This window comes from Sinosporangium siamense (assembly GCF_016863435.1).
GTDB lineage: Bacteria > Actinomycetota > Actinomycetes > Streptosporangiales > Streptosporangiaceae > Sinosporangium > Sinosporangium siamense.
Map to the genome: position 1 here is coordinate 22508 of NZ_BOOW01000043.1, position 24894 is coordinate 47401.

Below are 24894 nucleotides of genomic sequence, written 5' to 3' on the forward strand. Positions count from 1 at the left end.
AATGTCCTCGCGCCACCGACCAGCGCGCATGTAAAATGCATGCATGGTTGCGCTGCAGATCAGAGACGTCCCCGAGGAGGTTCGCGACGTCCTCGCCGCACAGGCGAAGGCTTGCGGGAAATCTCTTCAAGGGTTCCTTCTCGAACTCATCACCGAGGAGGCTCGCAGAGTGCGCAATGCAGATGTGCTCGCGCGCTTCGCCAGGCGAAACGACGGGGCACGGGGGAGCGACATCACTGCGGATCTCGCTGAGGCTCGTGCGGAACGAGAGCTCCAGTGATCGCTATCGACGCATCCGCACTCGCCGCCGCACTCACAGACGATCTTGAGGTAGGAGACTCCGCACGTCAGAGATTGGAAGAGCACACTCACTGGGTAGCCCCTTCACTCCTGTTCGTAGAGGTGTTGTCCGTCATCCGTGGGCGACTTCTCGCCGGAAAGATCGGCGCCCGGCGGGCTGCGGATAGTGTTCAAGCTCTTCGCGAACTGGTCATCGACCGGATTGACGATGCGGCGATCATCAACAGGATCTGGGAGCTTCGCAGCAACCTAACCGCCTATGACGCCAGCTACGTGGCAACGGCTGAAGCGCTCCACTGTCCCCTCCTCACTGCCGACGCCAAGCTTGCACGGGCTTCCGGCCCGCGCTGCGAGTTCCTTCTGCTCGGTGAGACGTGCCTGTGAAGTGTCTGGCAGGCGTCGGATAGCCTGAGGCGTACCGCCGCAGACCTTTGCCCGTTGAGTGAGGCATGGGCGCGGCGCGCGCATGTGGAGGGAAAGCTCTCGTGTGGAGGCAACAAGCATGAGTGGTGCACGTGTGGGCGTGGTCACTTTTCCCGGAACTCTCGACGATCAGGACGCGGCCCGGGCCGTGAGGTTCGCGGGGGGTGAGGCGGTGCCGCTGTGGCACGCCGACCACGACCTCAAGGGGGTGGACGCGGTCTTTCTGCCTGGAGGGTTCTCCTACGGCGACTATCTGCGCTGCGGAGCCATCTCCCGGTTCGCGCCGCTGATGGACGAGCTGATCCCGGCGGCCCGCGCGGGCCTGCCCGTGCTCGGCACCTGCAACGGATTCCAGATCCTCTGCGAGGCCCACCTGCTTCCGGGTGCTTTGACCCGCAACGCGAGCCTCCACTACGTCTGCCGCGATCAGCGGCTGCGGATCGAGAACACCACGACGCCCTGGACGTCCGACTACAGCGTCGGCCAGGAGGTGGTCATCCCGGTGAAGCACGGCGAGGGCCGCTATGTCGCGGACGAGGCGACGATCGCCGAGCTTGAGGCGAACGACCAGGTCGTGATCCGTTACCTCGGCAACCCCAACGGGTCGATCAACGACATCGCGGGCATCCGCAACCGGGAGGGCAACATCGTCGGCTTGATGCCGCATCCCGAACACGCCGTGGAGGAGCTCACGGGCGCGCCGAGCACCGATGGTCTTGGTTTCTTCACGTCGATCCTGAAAGCGCTGGTGAACGCATGACCCTGGACACCGTCCACCGTGCGGGGCAGACGCCCGGCGAGCGCCAGCCGTACACCGAGCTGGGCATGAAGGACGACGAATACGCGAGGGTCCGCGAGATCCTGGGGCGCCGGCCGACCTCGTCGGAGCTGGCGATCTACAGCGTGATGTGGAGCGAGCACTGCTCCTACAAGTCCTCCAAGGTGCATCTGCGGCAGTTCAGCACCAAGGCCCCCAAGTCTGAGGCGCTGCTCGTCGGCATGGGCGAGAACGCCGGTGTCGTCGACATCGGCGACGGCTGGGCCGCCACCTTCAAGATCGAGTCCCACAACCACCCCTCGTACGTCGAGCCCCACCAGGGCGCGGCCACAGGCGTGGGCGGCATCGTGCGCGACATCATGTCGATGGGAGCACGCCCGATCGCGGTCATGGACTCCCTGCGCTTCGGCGCCGCCGACGCGCCCGACACGCGGCGTGTGCTGCCCGGCGCGGTGGAAGGCATCAGTTCGTACGGCAACTGCCTGGGCTTGCCGAACATCGGGGGAGAAGTCGCCTTCGACCCCTGCTACATCGGCAACCCGCTCGTCAACGCCCTCTGCGTCGGGCTCCTGCGCAAGGACCAGATCAAGCTGGCCACCGCGCCGGGCCCCGGCAACAAGGTGGTGCTGTTCGGCGCGCTGACCGGCCCTGACGGCATCGGCGGGGCGTCGGTGCTCGCCAGCGCGACGTTCGAGGACGAGTCGCAGGCGAAGCGGCCGAGCGTGCAGGTCGGCGACCCGTTCATGGAGAAGCTCCTGATCGAGTGCTGCCTGGAGCTCTTCGCGGCCGATGTGGTGGTCGGCATCCAGGACCTCGGCGCGGCCGGGGTCTCGTGCGCGACCACCGAGCTCGCCGCCAAGGGCACAGGTGGCATGGACGTCAAGCTCGACCTCGTTCCGCTGCGTGACCCCACGCTGCGGCCCGAGGAGATCCTGATGAGCGAGTCCCAGGAACGCATGATGGCGGTCGTCACGCCCGAAGACATCCCGGCGTTCACCGCTATCTGCAACAAGTGGGACATCCCGGTGACCGTGATCGGTGAGGTCACCGACACCGGCCGCCTCGTCATGACCTGGCACGGCGAGACGATCGTCGACATCCCGCCCGGCACGGCCGCCGACGAGGGCCCCGTCTACGAGCGGCCCTACCACGAGCCAACCGGTCAGGCTGCGCTCAACGCGGCCGGCCCCGACGGACTCCCCCGCCCCACCGACCTGCGGGCCACCCTGCTCACGCTGCTGGGGGCGCCCAACGTCGCCTCCAAGGAGTGGGTCACCTCGCAATACGACCGCTACGTGCGCGGCAACACCGTGCTCGCCCAGCCGGCCGACGCGGGTGTGCTGCGCATCGACGAGGTCATGGACGGCGCTACCCCCACCAACCGGGGCATCGCCCTCGCCACCGACGGCAACGGGCGCTACGCCAAACTCGACCCCTACGCCGGCGCGCAACTCGCCCTCGCCGAGGCATACCGCAACGTCGCGATGAGCGGCGCCGTGCCGCTCGCCGTCACCAACTGCCTTAACTTCGGCTCCCCCGAGGACCCCGAGGTCATGTGGCAGTTCGCCGAGGCCACCCGCGGCCTCGCCGACGCCTGCCGCACCCTCGGCGTGCCCGTGACCGGCGGCAACGTGTCCTTCTACAACCAGACCGGCTCGGCCGCCATCCACCCGACCCCCGTCGTCGGTGTGCTCGGCGTCCTGGCCGATGTGCGCCGGCGCGTGCGCCACGGCTTCCCCGAAGCCGGTGCCCGCGTCGTCCTGCTCGGCGAGACCCACGCCGAGTTCGGCGGCTCCACCTGGGCCGACGTCGTCCACGGCCACCTCGGCGGCCTCCCGCCCGCGGCCGACCTCGCCGCCGAGCGCGCCCTGGCCGCCGTCATGGCCGAAGCCGCCGAACGCGGCTACCTCTCCGGCGCCCACGACCTGTCCGACGGCGGCCTCGCCGTCGCCCTCGCCGAGGCGTGCCTCGCCTCCGGCGTCGGCTGCACGGTCTCGCTGCCGGGCGAGGACGCGTTCACCGACCTGTTCAGCGAGTCGTCCGCCCGCGCGGTCGTCGCGGTCAAGCCCGAGCACTTCGACGACTTCGCCGACCTGTGCGCGAGGCGCGAGGTGCCCTGCTACGGCCTCGGCGTAACGGGCGGCGACAGCCTGGTTGTGGAGGAGACCTTGGAGATCCCGATCGAGGAGCTCCGCCACACCCACCAGGCGACGCTTCCGGGCATCTTCGGCTGATCCCGATTCCGGCGGGAGCGGCTTCCTTCGGGGAACGCTTTCCCGTGCCGGGCACAGCCTCTCCGCCGGGCACAGCTTTTCAGTAAGCACAGCTTTTCAGTAGGCACAGCTTTTCAGTAGGCACAGCCTCCCCGCCGCATACGGCTCCCACCCGGTACGGCAGAAGCCCCGGATCACAACGTGATCCGGGGCTTTCACATGTGCTGCACCGCTTCCCACCCGCACGACCTGCTTCCAAGCCACACGGCCCGCCTGGTGCGCCTTCAGCCCAGGCGGCTTGGAGGCTTGGCCTTCATCCCGCAGCCCGGCCTCACCTGTCCGGTGACTCGGGCCGTTGGATTTTCGGCTTATGTGGGTTGGTGGGGGCCGGCGATCGCCTGCCCGGGGGCTTGGCCCCCACCATGTGAAGCGGGTGTCGGCTTAACCTCAGCGGCCAGGGGTTCCCGAGGGCTGTGGGGTGGCGGGAGCCTTGTCCTTGTAGGAGCCGCCGTCATCCTCACCCTGGTCGTCCTCGCCGGGCTGCTCCGCCCCGCCGCTGAAGCCTGTCGAGCTGCTGGACCCGCCGCCGGCGGCACCCGACACACAGATCACGTAGACGGTTCCGGTGATGGAGTTACTGCCGCCGCCGTTGACCAGGGCGGAGAAGGTCCATCCCGTGCCAGCCGCCGTAGGCATGCTGCCGGTGATCCTTGATAGGCCTTGGCTGCTGGTGAGCTGGAAACCACCGCCGGTGGCCACCATTCCCCTGTCGCAATTCACCGTGGCCGACCTGGTGGAGCTGTTGATGGTGAAGCTCTCGTCCTCCACCTTCACCGACGCGATGCCGGAGTCACCCTTATCGCCCTTGTCACCCTTGTCACCCTTTGGGCCGCGCAGCCCTTGCTCACCGGCAGCGCCCTTTTCGCCTTGGTCACCCTTCGCGCCCGCAGCACCATCGGTACCGCGATCACCCTGGGTACCCTGGGCGCCTTGGTCGCCCTTGTCGCCCTTCGCACCCGCAGCACCATCGGCGCCACGGTCACCCTGGGAACCCTGAGCGCCCTGGGCACCTTGATCGCCCTGGTCGCCCTTGTCGCCCTTCGCGCCTGCAGCGCCGTCGGCACCGCGATCGCCCTGAGCTCCGGTCTCACCCTGAGCGCCCTGAGCGCCCTGAGCGCCCGCCTCACCCTGAGCACCCTGGGCTCCGGCCTCACCCTGAGGCCCCTGAGCTCCCGCCTCGCCCTGGGCGCCCTGAGCGCCGGCCTCGCCCTTCGCGCCGCGGGAGCCGGTGGCCCCGGTGGCACCGGCGGCGCCGGTGGCTCCGGTCTCGCCCTTGTCTCCCTGGGCGCCACGCTCGCCGGCCTCGCCCTGCTGGCCTTCCTCATTCCACGAGACGCGGGTCTCACCCGTCCGGCACTTGGTCTTCGCCGCGATGATCCGTACCAACTGCGTCTTCTTATTCACACAGGCGTAGATCTTGCTCTGGTCCGAAGTCGACGAACTCGCCAGCACCACACCACCGGCGGTCATCCCCCCACCGACGACTACGGCTGCCGCGATAATCGCGGCGAGTTGTAGGCCTTTGCCACCAATCCGCACGCGTCCGCGTGTTCCTGCACCCATGATGGGCCCCTCCTTGCCTCGTCTCCGAGGCCAAATGGAGTGCCGCCCCACCCGTCCCGTAGGCACGGGCGCGAGACCGGCATCCGAACAGGCGGAAGATCGGTCTCAGTCCGTTGGCAGCCTACGGCGGCTCTGACCAGCACTCATCTCTCATGCGCGCGGGGAAATCTATCTAGACATCTCTCAACGAACTAGCCCAAACCCATAGCAATGCGATCACGTTTCACTTTTGTCATAAAAACCAACTGATCGGTGTATGGACCGCTCCAAACACAGACGTATGTCGCGTTGCACTGGATAATCAGGAAGTTCGGGGCCGATCGGTGAAGTAACGCGGAGGAGGAGCGTGACGAGATCCGGCACGGTCGACGAGGCTTCAGGGCGGGAACCATATCTTCCCCCCGCGACCCACCCGGTCAGGGTGTTCGTATGGCTGATCCACCTCGCCGCCCCGATGTTGGGGTTGTGGCTGCTCTTGGCATATCCCACCCAGCTCAACATCAAGTGGGAGCACAACCACGGACACTTCTGGCTGATCCTCCTCATAGCCGCAGTCAACGTGGTGCTCGGTCTCATGATCAGCCAGGCGGCGGCGTCCCGCGGAGACGCGCGCCTGCTACTTGTCTCCCTGCTCTTCTTGAGCAGCGCGGGATTCTTTGTGCTCCATGCCCTCTCAACCCCGAAGATCATTCTTCCGGGGGGAAACGTAGGGTTCGATCTGGCCCAGCCGGTCGGCATGACAATCGCGTCGGTCTTCGCCTTCATCTCGGCGCTGCCGCTGCGGGCACGGGCGGCCAGGCTGGTGCTCAAGCTCCAGATGCCGCTGCGCGCCGGGCTCGTCCTCGTGCTCGTCGGCTGGGGAGTGGCGTCGCTCGTGCCGGGACTCACCCCGCTCAGCGCCAAACCGACCGAGGCCGGAGCCGGCCTCGGGGTCTATTCACTGGGCGCCGTCGTGTTGTTCGCCGGCGCCTCGCTTCTCATGTACCTGCTCTATCGCAGGCGCCCCTCGACGATGCTGATCAGCCTCGTCACCGCCTACGCCCTGCTGGCCGAGGCGATGATCGCCGGGATGTCCCAACGTAATTGGGCGCTGTCCTGGTGGGAGTGGCACCTGCTTTTGCTGTTCGCCTTCATGTTCGTGGCGTACAGCGCGCATATCCAGTTCAGGCGGGAGGGCGGCAGCTCCGGTCTCTTCGACTCGGTCGCGCTCTCGGAAACCGTGCGCCGCATCCAGGCGGAATACGGAAGAGTCCTCGAGGAACTGGTCGACCACATCCGGCAGCGGAGCACCACCGACGGGCTGCCCACGGCGTTGCGGCTGGCCGGCAAGTTCGGCTTGACCGAGGGGCAGGCCGCGGTGCTCGATCGCGCGGGGCTGGCGCTCGCCAACGAGCGCGAGCTCTCCGACCGGCTCAGCGCTCTCGTGGCGGTCGGCCGGGACTCGCGGGTTGGACTCCCGGAGTCCGACCTGATTAACGCGACTTTGGACAGAGTGCGCAAAGCGTACGGCGATGTCCGAATCGGGCTGATGGTCGATGGCGCGATAGTTCCTGGACCTTTCGGGCTGCGTATGCCTTATGAGCTGGACAACTTGCCCCTTTATCTGGATGGTGTAGTGGTGCACCCACTGACGGTGAAGGACCGGCTTGCCGGTGTACTTGAAGTTCCCGTCGGACGCACACCCCACGATGAGGCGCTGGCCGAGACGCTGGCCGGGCAGGTTTCCATCTCTCTGGAGAACGGCAGGCTTTACCAGGAGCTTGGGACGCTTTTCCGGCAGTACATGTCACCGGATGTCGCCGCGTCACTGCTCGCAGATCCGGCCCAAGCCGCGCTCGGCGGTTCACTCGTCGAACTCACCGCGCTGTTCGCCGATCTGAAAGGTTTCACCACGTTCTCCGAGCGGGTCCCGCCCGAGGAGATCGTGGAAATGCTCAATCGCTATCACACAGCAGCCGTCCCTTGCATTCTGGACAATGGGGGAACCATCGTGCAGTTCATAGGCGACGCACTACTAGCCCTCTTCAACGCACCCGCACGGCAGCCCCACCACGCCGAAGCCGCAGCTCGCGCCGCACTCGCGATGCAGGCGGCGGCCAAGCGCGTAGCAGCCGAAGTGGCCGCCGAACAACGAGCGGGTCTGATGCGCCGGGTCGAATGGCCGCGCTGGCGCGTTGGCATTAACACCGGCCCTGCCCTGGTGGGCAATATCGGCAGTCCTGAACTACGCGGCTTCAACGCCATGGGCGACTGCGTCAATGTCGCCGCCCGTCTGCAAACCCTGGCCGAGCCCGGCACAGTCGTCATAGGCGCCGACACACGCAACATGATCGGCCCCGGAGCGACCGTCTGGTCACTCGGCGACCTTCATCTCAAAGGCAAAAAGCATCCCGTTCACGCCTATGTCCTTACGAGGCTGGCATGACTCCACATACACAGAGAACCAATCTCGCAAACCAGCCCTTCGAATCCGATGTCTTTCTAGACCTCCTGACATCCGATGAAGTCGCCCAACTCCAGGAGGGCGGCCGTCCGCGCAGCTGGGAGCGAGGAGCCACCCTTTTCACCGAAGGGGAGACCTCCGACTGGGTGCTCGTCTTGACGTCGGGACGGGTGAAGGTCTCCTCCCATACGACCGCGGGCACCGAGGTGGTGCTCGCGATCCGCGGGCCCGGCGCCCTCATCGGTGAGATGTCGGCGATCGACGGCCTGCCACGCTCGGCCACCGTCTCCGCGCTCGAACGAGTGGAAGGCATCGCCGTCCACGACTTCTCCGCCTATCTGCGGGCCAACGGCCGGGTCGCGGTGCTGCTGATGCGCCTCGTCACCGCCAAACTCCGCGACGCCGACCGCAAGCGCATCGAATACGGCGCCTACGACACCACCGGACGGGTGGCCACCCGCCTGGTCGAACTGGCCGAGCGCTACGGCGAACCCACAGCTCACGGCTTACGTGTAACGCTCCCGTTGTCCCAGGACGAACTGGCCGGCTGGACGGGCTCGTCCCGCGAGGCCGTCAGCAAGGCACTCCGCCTCCTGCGCGACCGCGGCCTCATCGAAACCGGCCGCCGCCGGGTCGTCATCCACGACCTCGACGGCCTACGCCGCCGCGCACGATGACCCGGCGGCGCCCCGGCGAGCCCGCCGCGGCCACCGATACGGCTTCCGCCGCACAAGCCGGTACGGCAAAGCCGCCATGTACGGCGAAGCCGACGCGGATGCCCGCCCGGCAACGCCGCCGCACCCGGTGACCGCCCGGCGACCTGGCCACCGGCACGGCTTCCGCCGTACAGGCCGGTACGGCAAAGCCGCCACGAACACGTACGGCAGCCCCGCAACGCCGCCGCACCCGGTGACCGCCCGGTGACCCGGCCACCGGCACGGCTTCCGCCGTACAGGCCGGTACGGCAAAGCCGGCCGCCTCCAGGAGCGGCCCGCCCCCGGCGGCCCCCGCCGGGAGGTTGCAGGGCCCCGGCGGCCCTGCGCCCGGAGGAGGCCCTCCAGGCGCCCTTGGAGGGCCGTACGGCGGAGACCCGGGGGGCGGTCCCGGTGGCTACGCGGCTACGGGAACGTGCCAGGGGGGCAACCACCCGGCTACCCGCCCCCGCCGGGACCGCCGCCCGGACCTCCGCCCCGGCCCGCCGGGCGGTGGGACGTCGTTGTGAATCACCACGGCTTCGCCGCCGGGGTCATCGACCGTGACAGGGCCGCACGCACAGGGCCGGCCCGGCGGATCGGGCATGCCGACCCGGCAAGATAGGGGGCGTGCCACCTCGTAAACCCGACCCGCACACCGTGCGCGCCGCGCTTGACGCACAACTGATCGCGGCCGGCGAACCGCCCTATGACGGACCCGAGCGGCTTGAGCACCTTCTGGGGGCGCTTGTCGCCGCGGTGCTCCGTGCCTATGACGCGGATCGCGGTATGGAGCGCGATGCCGTACGGCTCGCCGTGCGGCATCTGCTCGACCGGCTCGCCGCCCAGGCGCCGGGGCGGTCGGTGGAGGTGCGGGTTCCGCCATATGCCGCCGTGCAGTGCGTGGAGGGCCCACGACATACGCGCGGCACGCCGCCCAACGTGATCGAGCTGGCGCCGAGGACCTGGCTGGATCTTGCCGCAGGCCGCATGACCTGGGCCGACGCACTCATGCTGCCCACGACGAGCGCTAGCGGCCCCCGCGCCGATCTCTCGCCCTACCTCCCACTGACGTGAAAGTCGCTCCCTAGGGGCGCGTGCCCACAACCCCGCAGGTCACCACAGCTAGGGGCCGTCCGCCGGTTTTCCCGCCCCTGGGACACGACCGGCGGCCGGGCCGGACTTCCCCCGGGCGTTCGCCGTCCACACCCCCTGAGCACGCACCGGCGCCCGTGAAGAAGAATCCGGGGTCCAGCGGAGTCATGGCGTGAATCAGAGTGGACACACCTCCTTAGCGGACCGTCGGGAGGGCGCATGACGGTCCGGCCGCAGGTCTCCCACCTCACGCGAGAGGTCGACGACCAGGAGATTGACGACCAAGAGGTTGACGACGCCGCCCTCGTCGAGCAGTCCCACCATTCCCCCGAGCGGTTCGCGGTTCTCTACGACCGCTACTTCCCTGAGATCTACCGCTATGTGGCCGGTCGGCTGGGGACGCAGGTCGCCGACGATCTCGCCGCCGAGACGTTCCTCGTGGCGTTCCGCAAGAGGGAGAGCTTCGACGCGGCACGCGGCCAGGTGCGGGCCTGGCTCTACGGGATCGCGACCAACCTCGTCGCGCAGCACCGCAGAAGCGAGGCCCGCCGCCTCCAGGCCCTCCAGCGGACGGCGGGCGAGCGTGTGACGGACTCCGGCCACGAGGATCTCGTGGCCCAGCGCCTGACCGCCGCCGCCGTGCAGGGCCGGCTCGCGTCCGCGCTGGCGGCGCTTTCCGCGGCCGACCGTGACGTGCTGGTCCTCACGGCCCTGGCCGGGCTCGGCTACGAGGAGATCGCCCAGGCCCTCGGCATCTCCCCCGGCACCGTCGGGTCGCGGCTCTTTCGCGCCCGCAGGAAGCTTCGTGATGCTCTGGGCGGCGTCAACCCGATGCGCAAGGACTTTGGAGACGCAGATGGATGACTTGAACACCGTGCGGGACCTGCTCTCCGCGCCCTCGCCCTCCCCGCAGGTGACCATGGAGGGCCGTGCCCGGCTCCTCGCCTCCCTCGGCGTCCGGACAACCGCCCCGAACGCCGGGGAGAACTTTCCCCCGGCCACAGCGACCCGCTCCCGCTCCCGCCGGTCCGCCGCCGAGGCGGCGCGCCGCGACGGCGCGCCGCGCACGGCCAGGTGGACGGCGCTCGGGACGGGACTGCTCGCCACGGCGGCCGCCGTCACCGTGGTGATCGCATCGGGTTCGGCCCCGGACAGCCCGGACTCCATCACGCTCGCCCAGCCGTCCTCCGCGAGCGCGTCCCCCGGCTTGTCCACGCGGCCCGGCGCGGCACCGTCGGCCCGGCAGATCCTGCTCGCAGCCGCGACGTCGGTCGCGAAGACCTCCGCGGACGGCGACTACTGGGTGAAGCATGTCGTCGTCGGCGGCACCGAGCCCGCCCCCAACGGGAAGTACCGGCTGAGGCGGACCTGGTCGCAAGAACTGTGGGCGTCCCCGGCGGCGGGCGAACCCACCTGGCGAATCTCCCAGTTCCTGGGGGCCAAGCCCGCCGGACCGGAGGACGAGAAGGCGTGGCGCGCCGACGGCTCGCCGAAGACCTGGACGTATCCGGCGAAGCAGATCACGACCGACGGTAAGTCCACCGTGGTACCGGGCCGGACGGTAACCAGCGCCCCGGGCGCACGCGAAGCCCAGCGGGAGGACGCGGGCGGGTCACTGGGCACGCTGGCCGGCGGCGAACCGATGACCCCAGACCGGCTGGACAGGCTGCCCGCCACCCCTGAAGGGCTCCGGGACTATTTGGAGAAGGTCGTCGAGAAGACCGTCGCGCGCGGCGGCATGCCGCCGCTGGGCAAAGGCGAGAACACCGACCAGCGGCTCTACGACCTCGGCGTGACCGTCATCATGCACTTCCCGGTGTCCCCGCAGGTGCGGGCCGCCGCATACCGGATGCTCGCGTCCCTGCCCACCGTGACGGCGCTCGGCGAGGTCACCGACGCGCTCGGCCGCCGCGGCCGGGCCGTCGGCATCCCGCGCACAGCCGCCCTGGGCGCGTCGGAGGGCGCGGAGCGGCTCGTGGTGGACACGGAAACCGGGCTGCCGCTGGCACTGGAGTACACCGATGCGCCGGACTGGTCGAGGCAAGGGGCGGCGGTCCTGTTCTACGAGGCGCTCAAGGAGAGCCGTTGGACCGATGAGAAGCCCGACCTGCCGGCGAAGACGTCTGGCCCCAAGGACGCGGCAGGCTGATCTCAGGCCTCGCCCTCGCCCCTGCCCGAGCGGTCTACGGCGGAGCCGGCGGGATCCCCATCGGACCTAGGGGGCCGCCGGGCTTGTCACGCCGAGCTTGCGCTCCAGGCAGCGCTGGACCAGGTCCTGGGTGGGCAGGTTGAGGCATTCGCCGAACCTGTTCGCGAACCAGACCATCGCGATGATCGCCAGCACGATGGCGATGAGGCTGAGGACGATCCCGGCGATCGCCCGTCCGCGCCCAACCCCTTTGACGGTGGCGACGATGCCGAGGATCAGGCCGAGGATCGCGATCGGCAGCCCGATCCCGAAGATCGGCAGAAGCAGGATGCCCGCGATGCCGAGGACGAGGGCGGTGGTGGCGAGCCCGCCGCCGGCGGGCCGGGGCGGGGGCCATCCTCCGGGCGGCGGTCCCGGCGGGGGCGGGTAGCCGGGTGGTTGCCCCCCTGGCACGTTCCCGTAGCCGCCGGGGCCGCCCCCAGGGCCTCCGCCGTACGGCCCTCCAGGGGCGCCTGGAGCGCCTCCTCCGGGCGCGGGGCCGCCGGGGCCCTGCCGTCCTCCCGGCGGGGGGCCGCCGGGTGTGGGCCGCTCCTCAGGCGGCCGGCCGGGGGCCGGGCCATCAGGGCGTTCGGGGTGATCGGGTGTCTCGGGGCCAGACGCGGTTACGGTGGGCGGCACGGGGGTGACCCGGGGCGAGCCGGGAATATCCCAGTACGGCATGGGCGTGGTCGGCGGGTCATATCGCGACGCCGTGTTCACCGCCGCCGTGGGCTGCGTGGTGCGCAGCGCCTCATCCACGTCACCGGGGACGAGCACGTTGAGGGGCAGCGTCTCAGCGGCCCCCTGCCAGCCGGGATAGGCCGCTGGGGGCGATCCTGGAACGGTGCAGGCGTCCTGGCTGTCCTGCGGCGAGACGGCTCGATCCGCCGCGGCGAGGTCGAGCTCGAACTCGATCGTCCGCTCCCCCTCGCTCTCCTGCAGCGCGTCCCACCAGGCCTCCGCGTCCTCGGCGTCGACGTCGACATGCATGCCGCGCAGCTCGTCGGCGTCCTCCGTACGGTGACCCGCGACCTTGACGTCGCCGGTCATCTGATGGCACGCGGGTTGCCGCCCGGTGGGGAAGGCCCAGGGCGCGTCCCCCGAGTCACGTTCGGCGATCGCGGCCCATCCGTCACCCGGCTCACGGTCGGCTCCTTCGTCCCAGGCGTCCCAAGCGGCACCGGTGTCCTGGCCGGAGTCGTGGCCTTTCGGACCCTTCTGCGGCGGTTCCCCTGGTGCTGTCACGTCTAAGCCTCCCGACCTGTCGGCGCGGCAACCACGGCGGCCGAGATCCGATCCGCGCCCTCAGGTGGCCGTCCGTGGCCACAATCGCCTCTGACCAGCTAGAAGGGCGTCGAAGGAACTCAGAACACCGTTTCGCGGCAAGGGATGAAAGATCCTCAACTCACGATCCCCCGAACCCGATCCGGCGACTCGCGAGACACGGCAAAACCGCGGCGAGGGTTGCACCACAGTGTGACAAGGCGTGACGGTTGACCTCAGTCGTGTACCCGGAGGTGCGAGCACGAAAGAGTCCGACCTAAACTGAAGTACGTGCTTAAGGGCGACGGCCGACTGGGCCATGACCTGGACCTTGACGACCGCGCACCGAAGGACGCCTGCGGCGTCTTCGGGGTGTGGGCTCCTGGCGAGGAAGTTTCCAAACTCACCTACTACGGACTGTACGCGCTCCAGCACCGCGGGCAGGAGTCCGCGGGCATCGCGGTCAGCGAGGGTTCCCGCATTTTGATTTACAAGGACATGGGTCTTGTCGCCCAGGTCTTTGATGAGTCTGTGCTGGGCACACTGCGCGGCCACATCGCGATCGGTCACTGCCGGTATTCGACCACCGGTTCAAGTGTCTGGGAGAACGCCCAGCCGACTCTGAGTTCCACCGATGTGGGCGGGCTCGCGCTCGCGCACAACGGCAACCTCATCAACACCCCCGAGCTCGCGGCGCGTCTCGCGCCCGGTTCGACCCGGGCGACCACCGACACCGAGGTGCTGACCGCACTGCTCGCCCGCGATATGGGGCAGACCGTCGAGCAGACGGCTGCCGAGCTCCTGCCGCAGGTCAGGGGCGCCTACTCGCTGGTGTTCATGAACGAGAAGACGCTTTTCGCGGCTCGCGACCCGCAGGGTGTCAGGCCGCTGGTGCTCGGCCGCCTGGAGCGTGGCTGGGTGGTGGCGTCCGAGACGGCGGCGCTCGACATCGTCGGCGCCACGTTCGTGCGTGAGATCGAGCCGGGCGAGCTGATCACCATCGACGAGCGCGGTGTGATCTCGCGCCGGTTCGCGCTGGCCGAGCCGAAGGGCTGCCTGTTCGAGTATGTCTACCTGGCCCGTCCCGACACCACGATCGCGGGCCGCGGCGTGCAGGTGACCAGGGTCGAGGTGGGCCGCAGGCTCGCCCGCGAGCACCCGGTCGAGGCCGACCTCGTGATCCCGACCCCAGAGTCGGGTACGCCGGCGGCGATCGGCTACGCCGAGGAGAGCGGCATCCCCTACGGCCAGGGCCTGGTCAAGAACTCCTACGTGGGCCGCACGTTCATCCAGCCCTCCCAGACGATCCGCCAGCTCGGCATCCGGCTCAAGCTCAACCCGCTGCGCGAGGTCATCGCGGGCAAACGCCTGGTGGTCGTGGACGACTCGATCGTGCGCGGCAACACCCAGCGGGCCATCGTGCGCATGCTGCGCGAGGCGGGAGCGCTCGAAGTCCACGTGCGGATCTCCTCCCCGCCGGTGTCCTGGCCGTGCTTCTACGGCATCGACTTCGCCACCAGGGCGGAGCTGATCGCGGGTTCGCTGAGCGTCGAGGAGATCAGGGCCTCCCTCGGCGCCGACTCGCTCGGCTACATCTCCCTTGAGGGGCTCACCGAGGCCACCACGATCCCTGAGGACCGGTTGTGCCGGGCCTGCTTCAACGGTTCCTACCCGATCCCCATCGATCAGGACAACGTGGGCAAATACGTTCTGGAGGCCAAGGTATGACCAGCTACGCCGCCGCCGGTGTGGACATCGAGGCGGGTGAGCGTGCTGTCGAGTTGATGAAGGAGAAGGTGGCGCGGGCCACCAGGCCCGAGGTGGTCACCGAGGCCAGCGGCTTCGCCGGCCTGTTCGACGCCTCGGCCCTCCTTCGCTACAAGCGCCCCCTGCTCGCGAGCTCCACCGACGGGGTGGGCACCAAGGTCATGCTCGCCCAGATGCTGGGCAAACACGACACGATCGGCCGCGACCTGGTCGGCATGGTGGTGGACGACCTGGTCGTGTGCGGCGCCGAACCGCTGTTCATGACCGACTACATCGCCTGCGGCAAGGTCGTGCCCGAGCGTGTCGCCGAGATCGTGGGCGGTGTCGCCGAAGGTTGCCGCCTGGCCGGCTGCGCGCTGGTCGGCGGCGAGACCGCCGAGCACCCCGGGGCGATGGGCCCCGACGAATACGACCTGGCAGGCGCCGCCACCGGGGTCGTCGAGGGCGACGACCTGCTCGGCCCCCACCGCGTGCGCGAGGGCGACGTGGTGCTCGGGCTGGCCTCCTCCGGCGTGCACTCCAACGGCTATTCGCTGGTACGGCACATCGTGCGTACGGCGGGCCTCGACCTTCTGGCCGAGGTCCCGGAGCTCGGGCGCACCCTCGGCGAGGAGCTGCTGGAGCCGACCAGGATCTACTCCCTGGACTGCCTCGCTCTCGCCAAGGCCGCCGACGTGCATGCGTATGCGCACATCACCGGTGGAGGCATCGAGAGCAACCTGGCCCGCTCCCTGCCCTCGCACTTGGACGCCGTGCTCGACCGCTCGTCGTGGACACCACCGGCGATCTTCGAAGTACTCGCGGGCCACGGCCGGGTGGAACAGGCCGACATGGACAAGACCTTCAACCTCGGCGTGGGCTTCTGCGCGATCGTCGCCCCCGGCACGGTCGACACCGCCCTCGCCACCCTGGCCACACGCGACCTCCCCGCCTGGGTGATGGGCGAGATCGTCCCCGGCCACGGCCAGGCAAACTACCGCTGACCCCCACCCGCCCACCGGCCGGCCGCTCCCGGCCGATCCAGGCACGGCCACGCGGGTTCTCCCTCCGGGCGGGCAACCCATCCGGGTAGGCGATCGCCCTTCCATCGGGCGGCAACCCGCGGGGCCGGTCCGGCAAGGGCGACCCGGCCTACCGGCCGGTCGGCCTTGACACCGCCGACCAGGCGAAAACACCGGTCCACCGGGCCTGCCCTGGCATGGCCCGGCAAACACCCCAGAACACCCGAGTCGGCCCGAGGGTGGTGCGGACTTGTAGACATCACCTCAGACCCGACCGGTCCAGAAAAACGGCAATCCGGGCCTGCTCGGCGCGCACCGGACGGTCTGCCGTGGCCCTGCCGGTACAAGCCGTGAAGCTTGTCGGCCGCAGCCGCCCGAGGTGACGAGGCAACCGGTGCGGTTCAGGTTCTGCACGGCAAAGTCATGGCCGACGGCCGCGGCTTGTTGTCTGTACAAGACTTTGTCCGGCCATGTCTCTGACATGGCCGGACATGCATATTGACGTTTAGCCGTGTGGCAGGCCGGAGGGCACGGAGGTCCTCCTGTGCCGGCCACGAAGCGATGACGGAGAAGACACCCGGTGGCCGAGGCCGCCGGGTGCCTGCTCTGTCAAGGATGAAGATCCTTAATGCCGGCCCGGATGCCGGTCGTCCCGGTCATCCTCGTCGCCGCCATCGTCGGCGTAATCGGCATAACGCTCGGCGAGCTCGTTGTAAGCGTCGTCGTCGTGGGTGGAGTCATGGCTGACTCCGAGCTCCTCACGCAGACGTTCGAGATCGGTGCCGCCGCTGTTGTATTTCAACCGGCGGGCAACCTTCACCTGCTTGGCCTTGGCTCGGCCGCGCCCCATCGGCTCGACCCCCTCATGCGGGGTCGTAGCTCGACCCCTCGTCGCTGACGCATCACACACTGGCGCCGCCTGACTTCAGGCGCCAGCTTCTCGTTCGCCTATTACCGTACCTGTTTTGCGCTCAGCTCGGTACGCCGTATGGGCGTGGTGGGTCACCGGCCCAGCCAAATGCTCCCAACTCGCCCGACATCCGACATTCTGCGCTCTGCCAGCCTATCGGCTGCCACCGCGGGAGCCACACCGTCCTCATCCGCGATGGCGAAAATCTTGAGTGTCGTGTCGTAGATCTGAGTGGCCCTCGATCTCGCCCGCTTCATCGAGAAGCCGTGGAGCTCGTCGGCGACCTGGATCACGCCGCCGGAGTTGACCACGTAGTCGGGAGCGTAGAGGACGCCGCGCTCGCTGAGCTGCTTCTCCACGCCGAGGTGGGCGAGCTGGTTGTTCGCGCCCCCGCAGACGATCTTGGCGGTCATCCGGGCCACGGTGTCGTCGTCCAGCGCGCCGCCGAGGGCGCAGGGAGCGTAGACATCGATCTCGGCTCCGATGAGGGCCTCTTTGCCGTCGACGACCTCGACCCCGGGGTGGCGGGCCTTGACCGTCTCCACGGCACGCTCGTTGACGTCGCAGATCACGACCTCCGCGCCGTCCTCGATCAGGTGCTCGACCAGGCGGTGGCCGACCTTGCCGACACCCTCGACACCGACCCTGCGGCCGTGGAGGGTGGGCGCGCCGTAAAGGTGCTCGGCAGCCGCGCGCATGCCTTGGAACACGCCATATGCGGTGAGGACCGATGAGTCGCCGGCGCCGCCGTTGGCCACCGTACGACCGGTGACGAAGCGGCTTTCGCGCGCCATGACGTCCATGTCCTCGCTGTAGGTGCCGACGTCACATGCGGTGATGTATCGGCCGCCGAGTGATTCGACGAATCTGCCGTAAGCCCGCAGGAGGGCCTCGCTCTTGTCCTGGCCGGGGTCGCCGAGGATCACGGCCTTGCCGCCGCCGTGATCGAGCCCGGCAAGCGCGTTTTTGTAGGCCATGGCGCGTGAGAGATTGAGCACATCGGCCAGGGCCGCCTGCTCGCTCTCGTAGGGGTAGAACCTCGTGCCGCCGAGCGCGGGGCCGAGGAGGGTGTTGTAGATCGCGATGATTGCCCGCAAACCACTCCGCTCGTCAGAGCAGAAAACCACCTGTTCATGGCCGGTCTGGCCGGAGTATGAGCTGACGTCCTTGTGAGACAGCCCGAAGACGTTGGTCACTGTGGTGACTCCCGGTCCGGTCCGCCGCCTCTTTGCGGCGGGAGATCGCCTCCAGGGTAGCGACATGCTGACTTGTGATGCCGGACAGCATGGGCTTCTTCATGACACGATGCGTTGGTGCTGCCCTATGCCGCGTACCTCCGCGTCTATGAGCCGCTGAGCGCGTTTCCCGAAGCCCAGAGACACGTGTGGTCGGCCTACGCCGACTCCACCGATCGGCCGAGGCGCGCGGGAGCACTGCGCGTCGAGCACGGCGAGGCCGTGCGGCGGTTACTGAGCCTGCCTCCGATGCCGGCTCCGCATGAGGAGAGCGAGAACGCGTATCTGCGGCGTGTGGACAACATCCTCTACGTCTGCCCCTGGCAGAGCAGGCTGCGTTCGTGGCTCGCTTTCGCGAAACTGCGCGGAAGCACGCCGGTCAGGCTGATGAACCGCCTGGTGCCGCAGGCCGTGGCCGATCAGACGGCCGATGATTTCGACATGTTCAAGCGCCGGTCGGGTGCCAATGCCTTGCGCACGCACATCCGGACGGCCACCTGGCACGTGCCATCCTCGTGGTTCACGCCGTTCGACGGCGCCGAGCGCTGGCTGGTGCTCGGTGAGCCGGTCGAGCACCAGCAGGACGGCGCCACCACCATGACCCCGACCCGCAATCTCATCTATGTCACCTCGATGTCGCAGGCCAGGCGCAGGGTGGCCCGTTCGCTCCAGGTGATCCGCCGGCATGCGGGCGAGGCCACGACCGCGGCCGAGGTGGAGGATGTGGCACGGTGGCTGGAGGAATTCCACCCACATTCGCTGGTCGAGCTGGATTACGGCGGCCTGGTCAACCTGATGGACGACGAGACGCTGCGCGCGGACCAGTCGGTAGCCGAGCTGAGTGCCGCTCTCACAGGTTTGGACACTGGTCAGGAAGAACTTGCCTACGCCATGTATCAGAGGGTGATCCTCCGGTGGAGGTCGATCCAGATCCTGGAATCAGCCAACTGAGCACCAAAGAAGCAGTCTGACCTGCATCGCCAGGTCAGGCGATGACACATCGCGCATCTGCGAACTGAGTAGTTTGCCGTTTTCACTGCGATACCACGAAACGTGTCGCTAGAATCACCGAGCGTGACGACGCCGCGCAGGCAGGGAGTTGAGCCCAAGAAGGGTCTCGCCAATCGCTCTGCGTGGCTGTATGGTCACATCGGGTGATGCCGCATATGGTCCAGAAAAGCCGCACGCAGAGGGCCATAGGGGGACATCCGTGACAAGCGCAATGGTAGTCGCAGGATCGCTTTCGCGGTCCACACGGAGGAGAGGCCGCACAAATGTCAGCTCGTACACCCGAGGCCGAGCCACTGCTCACACCGGCTGAGGTCGCCACCATGTTCCGCGTCGACCCCAAGACCGTTACACGGTGGGCCAAGGCGGGCAAGTTGACGTCCATCCGCACCCTCGGCGGTCACCGACGTTATCGGGAGACCGAGGTGCGTGCTCTGCTCGCGGGCATTCCGCAGCAGCGCTCGGAGTGAGCACGGGGTCGTCACGAGCCTAGGGGGGTTTAGGTGGACTCGGGGGCGGCGGTGTTAGCCGGCCGTACGCCCCATGGTCCGCCCACGTGACGACAGACCGCATCACACCGCAACCCACGGGGAGTTGGCGCCGCCCGCCCGGCGCCATCCTTCCCCGAACGACGACAACCCCGACGCACGACCCATCCCCCTCTTCAAGGCCGACCGGCTGACCGGTCCACCCCTCGTCTCCTCCCGACTCCCCGGCTCCACCCGCGCGACACCACTTGACCGCACTCCCGGTCACCCCGTCACCTCGCGCGAGCCCAACCCTCGCGCGCCCCCACCACGCGCGTGTTCCCCGCCTTACACGTTCCCGGCCTCCACGTTCCCCGCCGTGCTCGCGCATCTCACTCTGTGTGACGTGTTCGCATCCCTCCGCACGGCCCTCGTGACTGAGTCCGCCCACTATGCGGTCAACCCGTTCTGTCTGAGTTGTGGAATACGCCACTGTCTGGCACCGCCGTACCCCTCGTCCAGTACATGATCTCTGTGCATCTCGCCACACAACGTGAGACGACCTCACTCTTCGATTCCGTCCGTGTCACCGCACGCCCGCGAGCCACTCATGTTCCTTCGCGGAGACATTTGCCTAGTCAAAGCGGTGCCGGCGGTCTCCGGCGGTGCTCCGCGCACGCCCGCCGCCGCCCCTCGGAACGCCTCTGGAGAGCCCCCTGGGGACACCGGAAAACGCGGCTTCTCTTACGGCGAGCCGTACCCTGCGCGGAACTCGATCGTTTGGTGTGACAGGTGCCCATCCACACATCGCGGGGGAGACACATGTCAGGACCGCCAGTCAACACCACAGCACCGCGCGCCCGAGATGAGCAAGAACGTGCCACAACCGTCGCCTCTGACGGTTTCGGCCCTCGGCCCCGGCCCACCATCCGCAACGTGGCCGAACGGGCCGGCGTCTCCAAATCGCTGGTCTCCTTGGTCTTGCGCGGTTCACCGCACGTCAGCGAGCATCGCCGCCAGGCGGTGCTGACGGCGGCGCGAGAACTCGGTTATCGCCCCAACGCCGTGGCGCGCAGCCTCGTCGAAGGGCGCACGCACCTGGTCGGCGCACTCGTGGCCGACCTGCACAATCCGTTCTACGCGGAGTTCCTGGACGGGCTGCAGGAGAGCCTTCACGGCGACGGGCTCCGCCTGCTGATCGGCAACAGCCAGTGGGATCCCGCCTTCGAGGACGAGGCCGTCGAGGCGTTCCTCGAACTGCGGGTCGACGGCCTCGTGTTATTGGGGATCGCCCCCACCAGCGAGACTCTGATCGAGGCCACGTCCTACACCCCCACGGTCGTCGTGGGAGAACGTGACATCGAGCTGGACAGCGTCGACATCGTGGTCGACGACGACCAGCTGGGCGCACGTTTAGCCGTCGACCACCTCGTCGAGCACGGCCACAGGCGCATCGCCCACATCGAGGGCGCACGGTCGTCGGCCGCGCGGTTCCGGTGCGAGGGTTACCTCGTGGCCATGCGCCGGCACGCGCTCGCGCCGTACATCATGGTCGAGCACGGCGACTTCAGCGAGGAGGGCGGACGGCGAGCGGCGCACGCTCTGCTGTCGCGCGACCCCCGCCCCACCGCGATCTTCGCGGCGAACGACGTGGTCGCGCTGGGCGTGCTCACCGCGGCCACGGAGATGGGCCTGTCGGTGCCCGAGGACCTCTCGGTCGTCGGCTATGACAACACCCACCTCTCCTCAGTGCACCACATCTCGCTCACCACGGTGGATCAACCGCGCCGCGCCATGGGCCGGTCCGCCGCCGCGCTGCTCAGCGACCGCATCGGCGACCCGGCCAAGGTCGCCAGGCTGCGTCAGGTGACTCCGCAACTCGTCGTACGGCGGAGCACAGGTCCCGTTCCGCAAGGAGCGGACAACGTGTGAGCACAGCTCACGATCGGCACGCCAAGACCCCGGCGTGCCAAGACCTGGCCAAGGCTAGGTCAAGCTCGGAAAGACCCGTCTCAGGCTGGTGTTGACTCGGGCCGTCATGACCTGAGACGGGAGCAACAGCCATGCGCGATCCAGAACTCTCCTCCTGCGCCCAGCGTGCCGCTGCCGAGCTCGAACGCGGGTGGGCACATTGGAGTGCCGCCCGCGGCAGGAGTGGTGAGGACGGCGCGCAGTCCGTGGCCGGCTACGTCGCCCACTCGGTCGACCACCCGTGGGGCCGCCCCCGGGTGGTGCTCGGCCTCGACGCCGAGGACGCCAGAGAGCTCGCCGCACTGCTCCAGCGGCAGGAGTTCCAGCACCACGAGGTCCTGCATCCCGACCTCCAGCACCACGATCTTCAGCAGCACGATCTTCAGCAGCACGATCTTCAGCAGCAGGATGTTCATCAGCGCGACCTTCAGCAGCACGATCCGCAGCATCGTGATCTTCAGCACCGTGAACTTCAGCACCACAGCGGCCCGCACCAGGAAGTGCCACGTCACGAGGCTCAGCGCCAGGAGGTCGGCGAGCACGTGTGGTGAGTCCCATCGCCCTGGCGGCCACCCGGGCGGGAGGACTTCCGTAAGGTGGGATCTATGCCTCTCATCCCAATTTGATCATTTGGCGTTGGGAAGGACCCGAGGGGCTCGTCGACATAGGGGGATTCACGTGATCGGCCGAGCACTCGCGACAAGCGTCCTGGTTCTGACCGGACTGGGCATCACCGCCTGCGGCGGCGCGCAGGCCGGATCCGAGCAGGCCGCCGGGGGCGAGGTGGCCCTCCGCACCGCGGCACAGGCGACCGTGACCGAGGCTCCCCCGGCCTCCGCGGGGGCCGCGCGCGCGACCGCACGACCGCCGCTTCAGGGCAAGGTCGTGCTGATCGACCCGGGCCACAACGGGGCCAACTACAAGCACCCGGAGATCATCAACCGCCAGGTCGACGTGCTGACCGGCAAGAAGGCGTGCGACACCACCGGCACCCAGACCGCGAACGGCTACACCGAGGCGGCCTTCAACTTCGACGTGTCCCAGCGGCTGGCCAAGCTCCTCAGCGCCAGGGGGGCGAAGGTCAAGGTCACGCGCACCAACAACACCGGGGTCGGCCCCTGCATCACCAAGCGTGCCGAGATGGGCAACGCCGCCAAGGCCGACGCGGCGCTCTCGGTCCACGCCGACGGGGCGGCGCCCAGCGCCAAGGGGTTCCATGTGATCCTGCCGAAGAAGATCAACGGCCCGGTCGACCCCGTGGTGGCCGACTCCAAGCGGCTCGGCATCGACATCCGCGACGCCGTCAAGGCGGGCACCGGCCTGCCCTACTCCACCTACATCGGCACAAATGCGCTCAACTTCCGCAACGACATCGGCGGGCTCAACCTGTCGACGGTGCCCAAGGTGCTCTTCGAGGCGGGCAACATGAAGAACCCCAGTGAGGCGGCGAAGTTCCAGACCCCCGCCTTCCGCCAGAGGCTCGCGGAGGCGCTGGCAACAGGGCTTCAGAACTATCTCAAGTAGCGGACACTCTCTTCTCACCAGTCGGACCGACAACAGTCGCCTCCGTGGACGCTCCCGCCGGGAGCCGACGAGGACATTTGTGCTGGTCAGCATAGTTTCGTGCCTCAAAGCGCTGTTAAGGCATGATGATTACTTGATCCACAAGCCTGGGGGAACTAAGGGTTGTTTGGCATGATTCCCCTCATGACTGATCTGCTGCCGCGTCCGCGTGTGGTGAACTCCGCGGAAGGGACCTTCGAGCTCCCCCTCCGCCCTCCGGTGTCGGGCCCATCCGAACTGGTGGGTGCGATCCGGGTCGCACTCGCCGCACTCGACCCGAAGCCTGGCGAGTCTGGAACGATCGACGTGACCCTGGTCCCAGAGCTCGGCCCCGAGGCCTACACCCTCGCGGTCGACGCCGACGGCATCCGCATCGCGGCGGGCGACCGGGCTGGAGCGTTCTACGCCGGCCAGACGCTGCGCCAACTGCTGCCGCCCGCGGCATATCGGACCGTCGCCATCCCGGGCACGCAGTGGACCGTCCCCTTCGTCCAGATCGAGGACTCCCCCAGGTTCACCTGGCGCGGCGTACACCTCGACGTGTCCCGTCATTTCCAGCCGAAGCGTGAAGTGCTCCGCATGATCGACATCATGGCGGCGCACAAGCTCAACCGGCTGCACCTGCACCTCGTCGACGACCAGGGCTGGCGCATCGAGAGCCGTGCATACCCCTTGCTCCACGAGGTCGGCTCGCACCGGCCGCGCACGGCGAGCAGCCACTACGGCGAGGAGCTGACCTACGACGAGGTGCCCCACGGCGGCTACTACACGCTCGACGACCTCTCCGAGATCAGCGCCTACGCGCGGGCGCGCGAGGTCACCGTCGTGCCGGAGATCGACGTGCCCGGCCACGCATCGGCGATTCTGGCGGCCTATCCGGCCTTCGGCCCGCGGGGCGAGCAGTTCGCCGTGCTCGACCGGTGGGGCATCTCGCCAGCGATCCTCTCCCCTCTCCCCGGCACGATCGACTTCCTCACCACGATCATCGATGAGCTGCTCGCGGCTCTCGGGCCCACGCCGTACGTCCATATCGGCGGGGACGAGTGTGTGCTCGACGACTGGGCCGCCTCCGAGGAGATCATGGCGTTCAGCCGGAGTCTCGGCCTCAGCGAGCTCGGCGACCTGCATGCGTGGTTCCTGCGCCAGCTCGCCGACGTGCTCGCCGAGCGGGGCAGCCGCGCGGTGGTGTGGGACGAGGCGTTCGTGAGCGGCATGCTCAGGGACGACACGGTCGTGATGCCCTGGCGCGGGACCGGTGTCTCGCGGCGCGCCGCCGCGGCGGGGCACGACGTGGTGCAGACGCCGGTGTTCCCGCTCTACTTCGACTACATCGAGGCGGCGTCCGAAGAGGAGCCGCTCGGCATCGGCGAGACGACCACGGTGGCCGACGTCGCCGCCTTCGACCCCGCGCCGGAGAGCTGGGACCCGAAGGATGCCGCCGGCGTTGTCGGCGCGCAGTTCCAGCTGTGGACCGAGCGGATCCCGGACGCGCGCACGCTCGACTACCGGGCGTGGCCGCGTGGCGCGGTGCTCGCCGAGATCACCTGGTCGGGCGGGCAGCCGGATCTCACCGAGCGCCTGCCGAGGCATCTCGCCCGGCTCGACGCGATGGGTGTGGAATACCGCCCACTGGAGGGGCCGCGACCGTGGCAGCGCGGCGGCACCGGCAGGCGCCGGCACCGGCCGGGGGTCATCAACGTGGAGGAGGTCATGTCGAAGCTGGAGACGATGACGCTGCACGCCGACTCCACCCGGCCGAGCCTGTGAGGCATATGCGGGTGTGACATATGCGCTGCGTGTGGCTCATGTGAATTGAGAGATCCGTGTACGGCGGGGCCTGGTTGCCGGGCCCCGCCGTACGCATGTTCGGACAAATACTGATCAAGGGTGCAGGAAGCTTAAGAGCACCTCAAACTTTCTTAGGACAACCGCCGCGAGTCCTTAGCAAAGCCGC

Annotated in this window: 21 protein-coding genes; 16 read left to right on the forward strand and 5 right to left on the reverse strand. The window is 68.5% G+C overall.

The window, feature by feature from the left end; translation table 11 throughout:
* Nucleotides 1-43 precede the first annotated feature (43 nt).
* The 4 genes from Ssi02_RS31700 to purL all read left to right on the forward strand — a co-directional run bounded on the left by Ssi02_RS31700 (nucleotide 44) and on the right by purL (nucleotide 3735).
* Nucleotides 44-280 (forward strand): hypothetical protein, encoded by a 237-nt coding sequence (locus Ssi02_RS31700; RefSeq protein WP_204031255.1) that lies wholly within the window; start codon nucleotides 44-46, stop codon nucleotides 278-280.
* A complete protein-coding gene (locus tag Ssi02_RS31705) occupies nucleotides 277-684 on the forward strand; it encodes a type II toxin-antitoxin system VapC family toxin (RefSeq protein ID WP_204031256.1) in 408 nt (135 codons plus the stop codon). The genes Ssi02_RS31700 and Ssi02_RS31705 overlap by 4 nt, the downstream gene beginning before the upstream one ends.
* A 118-nt stretch (nucleotides 685-802) precedes the next feature.
* Nucleotides 803-1483, forward strand: coding sequence for a phosphoribosylformylglycinamidine synthase subunit PurQ (gene purQ, locus Ssi02_RS31710; RefSeq protein ID WP_204031257.1), 681 nt, complete (start codon nucleotides 803-805; stop codon nucleotides 1481-1483).
* Complete coding sequence (purL, locus tag Ssi02_RS31715; RefSeq protein WP_204031258.1) at nucleotides 1480-3735, forward strand: phosphoribosylformylglycinamidine synthase subunit PurL; 2256 nt, start codon at nucleotides 1480-1482, stop codon at nucleotides 3733-3735. The genes purQ and purL overlap by 4 nt, the downstream gene beginning before the upstream one ends.
* 426 nt (nucleotides 3736-4161) lie before the next feature.
* On the opposite strand, the gene Ssi02_RS31720 is transcribed toward purL, so the two are convergent.
* Nucleotides 4162-5337, reverse strand: coding sequence for a collagen-like domain-containing protein (locus Ssi02_RS31720; protein ID WP_204031259.1), 1176 nt, complete (start codon nucleotides 5335-5337; stop codon nucleotides 4162-4164).
* A 346-nt stretch (nucleotides 5338-5683) separates the two neighbouring features.
* Here Ssi02_RS31720 and Ssi02_RS31725 point away from each other — a divergent pair, with 346 nt between their 5' ends.
* From Ssi02_RS31725 to Ssi02_RS31745, 5 genes are all read left to right on the forward strand, one after another.
* Nucleotides 5684-7762 (forward strand): adenylate/guanylate cyclase domain-containing protein, encoded by a 2079-nt coding sequence (locus Ssi02_RS31725; RefSeq protein ID WP_239130158.1) that lies wholly within the window; start codon nucleotides 5684-5686, stop codon nucleotides 7760-7762.
* Entirely contained in the window at nucleotides 7759-8457 is a 699-nt protein-coding gene (locus Ssi02_RS31730) for a Crp/Fnr family transcriptional regulator (RefSeq protein WP_204031260.1), read from the forward strand. Before Ssi02_RS31725 ends, Ssi02_RS31730 begins: the two co-directional genes overlap by 4 nt.
* A gap of 645 nt (nucleotides 8458-9102) precedes the next feature.
* Nucleotides 9103-9549, forward strand: a complete 447-nt coding sequence (locus Ssi02_RS31735; protein ID WP_204031261.1) for a sterol carrier family protein — start codon at nucleotides 9103-9105, stop codon at nucleotides 9547-9549.
* A 237-nt stretch (nucleotides 9550-9786) separates the two neighbouring features.
* The gene (locus Ssi02_RS31740; protein WP_204031262.1) at nucleotides 9787-10431 is read left to right on the forward strand and encodes an RNA polymerase sigma factor; all 645 of its coding nucleotides are present in this window, start codon (nucleotides 9787-9789) and stop codon (nucleotides 10429-10431) included.
* Nucleotides 10424-11716 carry a CU044_5270 family protein gene (locus Ssi02_RS31745; RefSeq protein ID WP_204031263.1) on the forward strand — a complete coding sequence of 431 codons (1293 nt, stop codon included), beginning with the start codon at nucleotides 10424-10426 and terminating at the stop codon, nucleotides 11714-11716. Before Ssi02_RS31740 ends, Ssi02_RS31745 begins: the two co-directional genes overlap by 8 nt.
* Before the next feature lie 66 nt (nucleotides 11717-11782).
* Here Ssi02_RS31745 and Ssi02_RS31750 read toward each other — a convergent pair whose 3' ends face one another.
* Nucleotides 11783-13000 carry a DUF4190 domain-containing protein gene (locus tag Ssi02_RS31750; protein WP_204031264.1) on the reverse strand — a complete coding sequence of 406 codons (1218 nt, stop codon included), beginning with the start codon at nucleotides 12998-13000 and terminating at the stop codon, nucleotides 11783-11785.
* 309 nt (nucleotides 13001-13309) lie between these two features.
* Here Ssi02_RS31750 and purF point away from each other — a divergent pair, with 309 nt between their 5' ends.
* Together purF and purM are read left to right on the forward strand one after the other, a co-directional pair.
* A complete protein-coding gene (purF, locus tag Ssi02_RS31755; protein WP_204031265.1) occupies nucleotides 13310-14746 on the forward strand; it encodes an amidophosphoribosyltransferase in 1437 nt (478 codons plus the stop codon).
* Nucleotides 14743-15768, forward strand: coding sequence for a phosphoribosylformylglycinamidine cyclo-ligase (purM, locus tag Ssi02_RS31760; protein ID WP_204031266.1), 1026 nt, complete (start codon nucleotides 14743-14745; stop codon nucleotides 15766-15768). Before purF ends, purM begins: the two co-directional genes overlap by 4 nt.
* A gap of 643 nt (nucleotides 15769-16411) precedes the next feature.
* On the opposite strand, the gene Ssi02_RS31765 is transcribed toward purM, so the two are convergent.
* Both Ssi02_RS31765 and Ssi02_RS31770 read right to left on the reverse strand, forming a co-directional pair.
* On the reverse strand, nucleotides 16412-16636 hold the full coding sequence (locus Ssi02_RS31765) for a DUF3073 domain-containing protein (RefSeq protein WP_204031267.1): 225 nt from the start codon (nucleotides 16634-16636) through the stop codon (nucleotides 16412-16414).
* A gap of 152 nt (nucleotides 16637-16788) precedes the next feature.
* A complete protein-coding gene (locus Ssi02_RS31770; protein ID WP_239130160.1) occupies nucleotides 16789-17892 on the reverse strand; it encodes a Leu/Phe/Val dehydrogenase in 1104 nt (367 codons plus the stop codon).
* Nucleotides 17893-18009: 117 nt separating this feature from the next.
* Between Ssi02_RS31770 and Ssi02_RS31775 the strand changes: the two genes are divergently transcribed.
* The 3 genes from Ssi02_RS31775 (at nucleotide 18010) to Ssi02_RS31785 (ending at nucleotide 21338) form a co-directional block, all read left to right on the forward strand.
* Nucleotides 18010-18882 carry a DUF8083 family protein gene (locus Ssi02_RS31775; RefSeq protein ID WP_204031269.1) on the forward strand — a complete coding sequence of 291 codons (873 nt, stop codon included), beginning with the start codon at nucleotides 18010-18012 and terminating at the stop codon, nucleotides 18880-18882.
* A gap of 323 nt (nucleotides 18883-19205) precedes the next feature.
* Nucleotides 19206-19409, forward strand: a complete 204-nt coding sequence (gene bldC / locus Ssi02_RS31780; protein WP_013133571.1) for a developmental transcriptional regulator BldC — start codon at nucleotides 19206-19208, stop codon at nucleotides 19407-19409.
* A gap of 819 nt (nucleotides 19410-20228) precedes the next feature.
* A complete protein-coding gene (locus Ssi02_RS31785) occupies nucleotides 20229-21338 on the forward strand; it encodes a LacI family DNA-binding transcriptional regulator (protein ID WP_204031270.1) in 1110 nt (369 codons plus the stop codon).
* Between the two features lie 104 nt (nucleotides 21339-21442).
* On the opposite strand, the gene Ssi02_RS31790 is transcribed toward Ssi02_RS31785, so the two are convergent.
* On the reverse strand, nucleotides 21443-21919 hold the full coding sequence (locus Ssi02_RS31790) for a hypothetical protein (RefSeq protein WP_204031271.1): 477 nt from the start codon (nucleotides 21917-21919) through the stop codon (nucleotides 21443-21445).
* 136 nt (nucleotides 21920-22055) lie between these two features.
* On the opposite strand from Ssi02_RS31790, the gene Ssi02_RS31795 reads away from it, so the two are divergent.
* A complete protein-coding gene (locus Ssi02_RS31795) occupies nucleotides 22056-22901 on the forward strand; it encodes an N-acetylmuramoyl-L-alanine amidase (protein ID WP_204031272.1) in 846 nt (281 codons plus the stop codon).
* 183 nt (nucleotides 22902-23084) lie between these two features.
* The gene (locus Ssi02_RS31800; RefSeq protein WP_204031273.1) at nucleotides 23085-24707 is read left to right on the forward strand and encodes a beta-N-acetylhexosaminidase; all 1623 of its coding nucleotides are present in this window, start codon (nucleotides 23085-23087) and stop codon (nucleotides 24705-24707) included.
* Nucleotides 24708-24894: the final 187 nt, after the last annotated feature.

Excerpts from the sequence above, each read along its gene's own strand:
- Ssi02_RS31785 (WP_204031270.1), top strand. The coding sequence starts at position 20,229 with ATGTCAGGACCGCCAGTCAACACCACAGCACCGCGCGCCCGAGATGAG.
- Ssi02_RS31720 (WP_204031259.1), bottom strand. The coding sequence starts at position 5,337 with ATGGGTGCAGGAACACGCGGACGCGTGCGGATTGGTGGCAAAGGCCTA.
- purQ (WP_204031257.1), top strand. The coding sequence starts at position 803 with ATGAGTGGTGCACGTGTGGGCGTGGTCACTTTTCCCGGAACTCTCGAC.
- Ssi02_RS31730 (WP_204031260.1), top strand. The coding sequence starts at position 7,759 with ATGACTCCACATACACAGAGAACCAATCTCGCAAACCAGCCCTTCGAA.
- Ssi02_RS31745 (WP_204031263.1), top strand. The coding sequence starts at position 10,424 with ATGGATGACTTGAACACCGTGCGGGACCTGCTCTCCGCGCCCTCGCCC.
- purM (WP_204031266.1), top strand. The coding sequence starts at position 14,743 with ATGACCAGCTACGCCGCCGCCGGTGTGGACATCGAGGCGGGTGAGCGT.
- Ssi02_RS31765 (WP_204031267.1), bottom strand. The coding sequence starts at position 16,636 with ATGGGGCGCGGCCGAGCCAAGGCCAAGCAGGTGAAGGTTGCCCGCCGG.
- Ssi02_RS31800 (WP_204031273.1), top strand. The coding sequence starts at position 23,085 with ATGACTGATCTGCTGCCGCGTCCGCGTGTGGTGAACTCCGCGGAAGGG.
- Ssi02_RS31740 (WP_204031262.1), top strand. The coding sequence starts at position 9,787 with ATGACGGTCCGGCCGCAGGTCTCCCACCTCACGCGAGAGGTCGACGAC.
- Ssi02_RS31700 (WP_204031255.1), top strand. The coding sequence starts at position 44 with ATGGTTGCGCTGCAGATCAGAGACGTCCCCGAGGAGGTTCGCGACGTC.
- purL (WP_204031258.1), top strand. The coding sequence starts at position 1,480 with ATGACCCTGGACACCGTCCACCGTGCGGGGCAGACGCCCGGCGAGCGC.
- bldC (WP_013133571.1), top strand. The coding sequence starts at position 19,206 with ATGTCAGCTCGTACACCCGAGGCCGAGCCACTGCTCACACCGGCTGAG.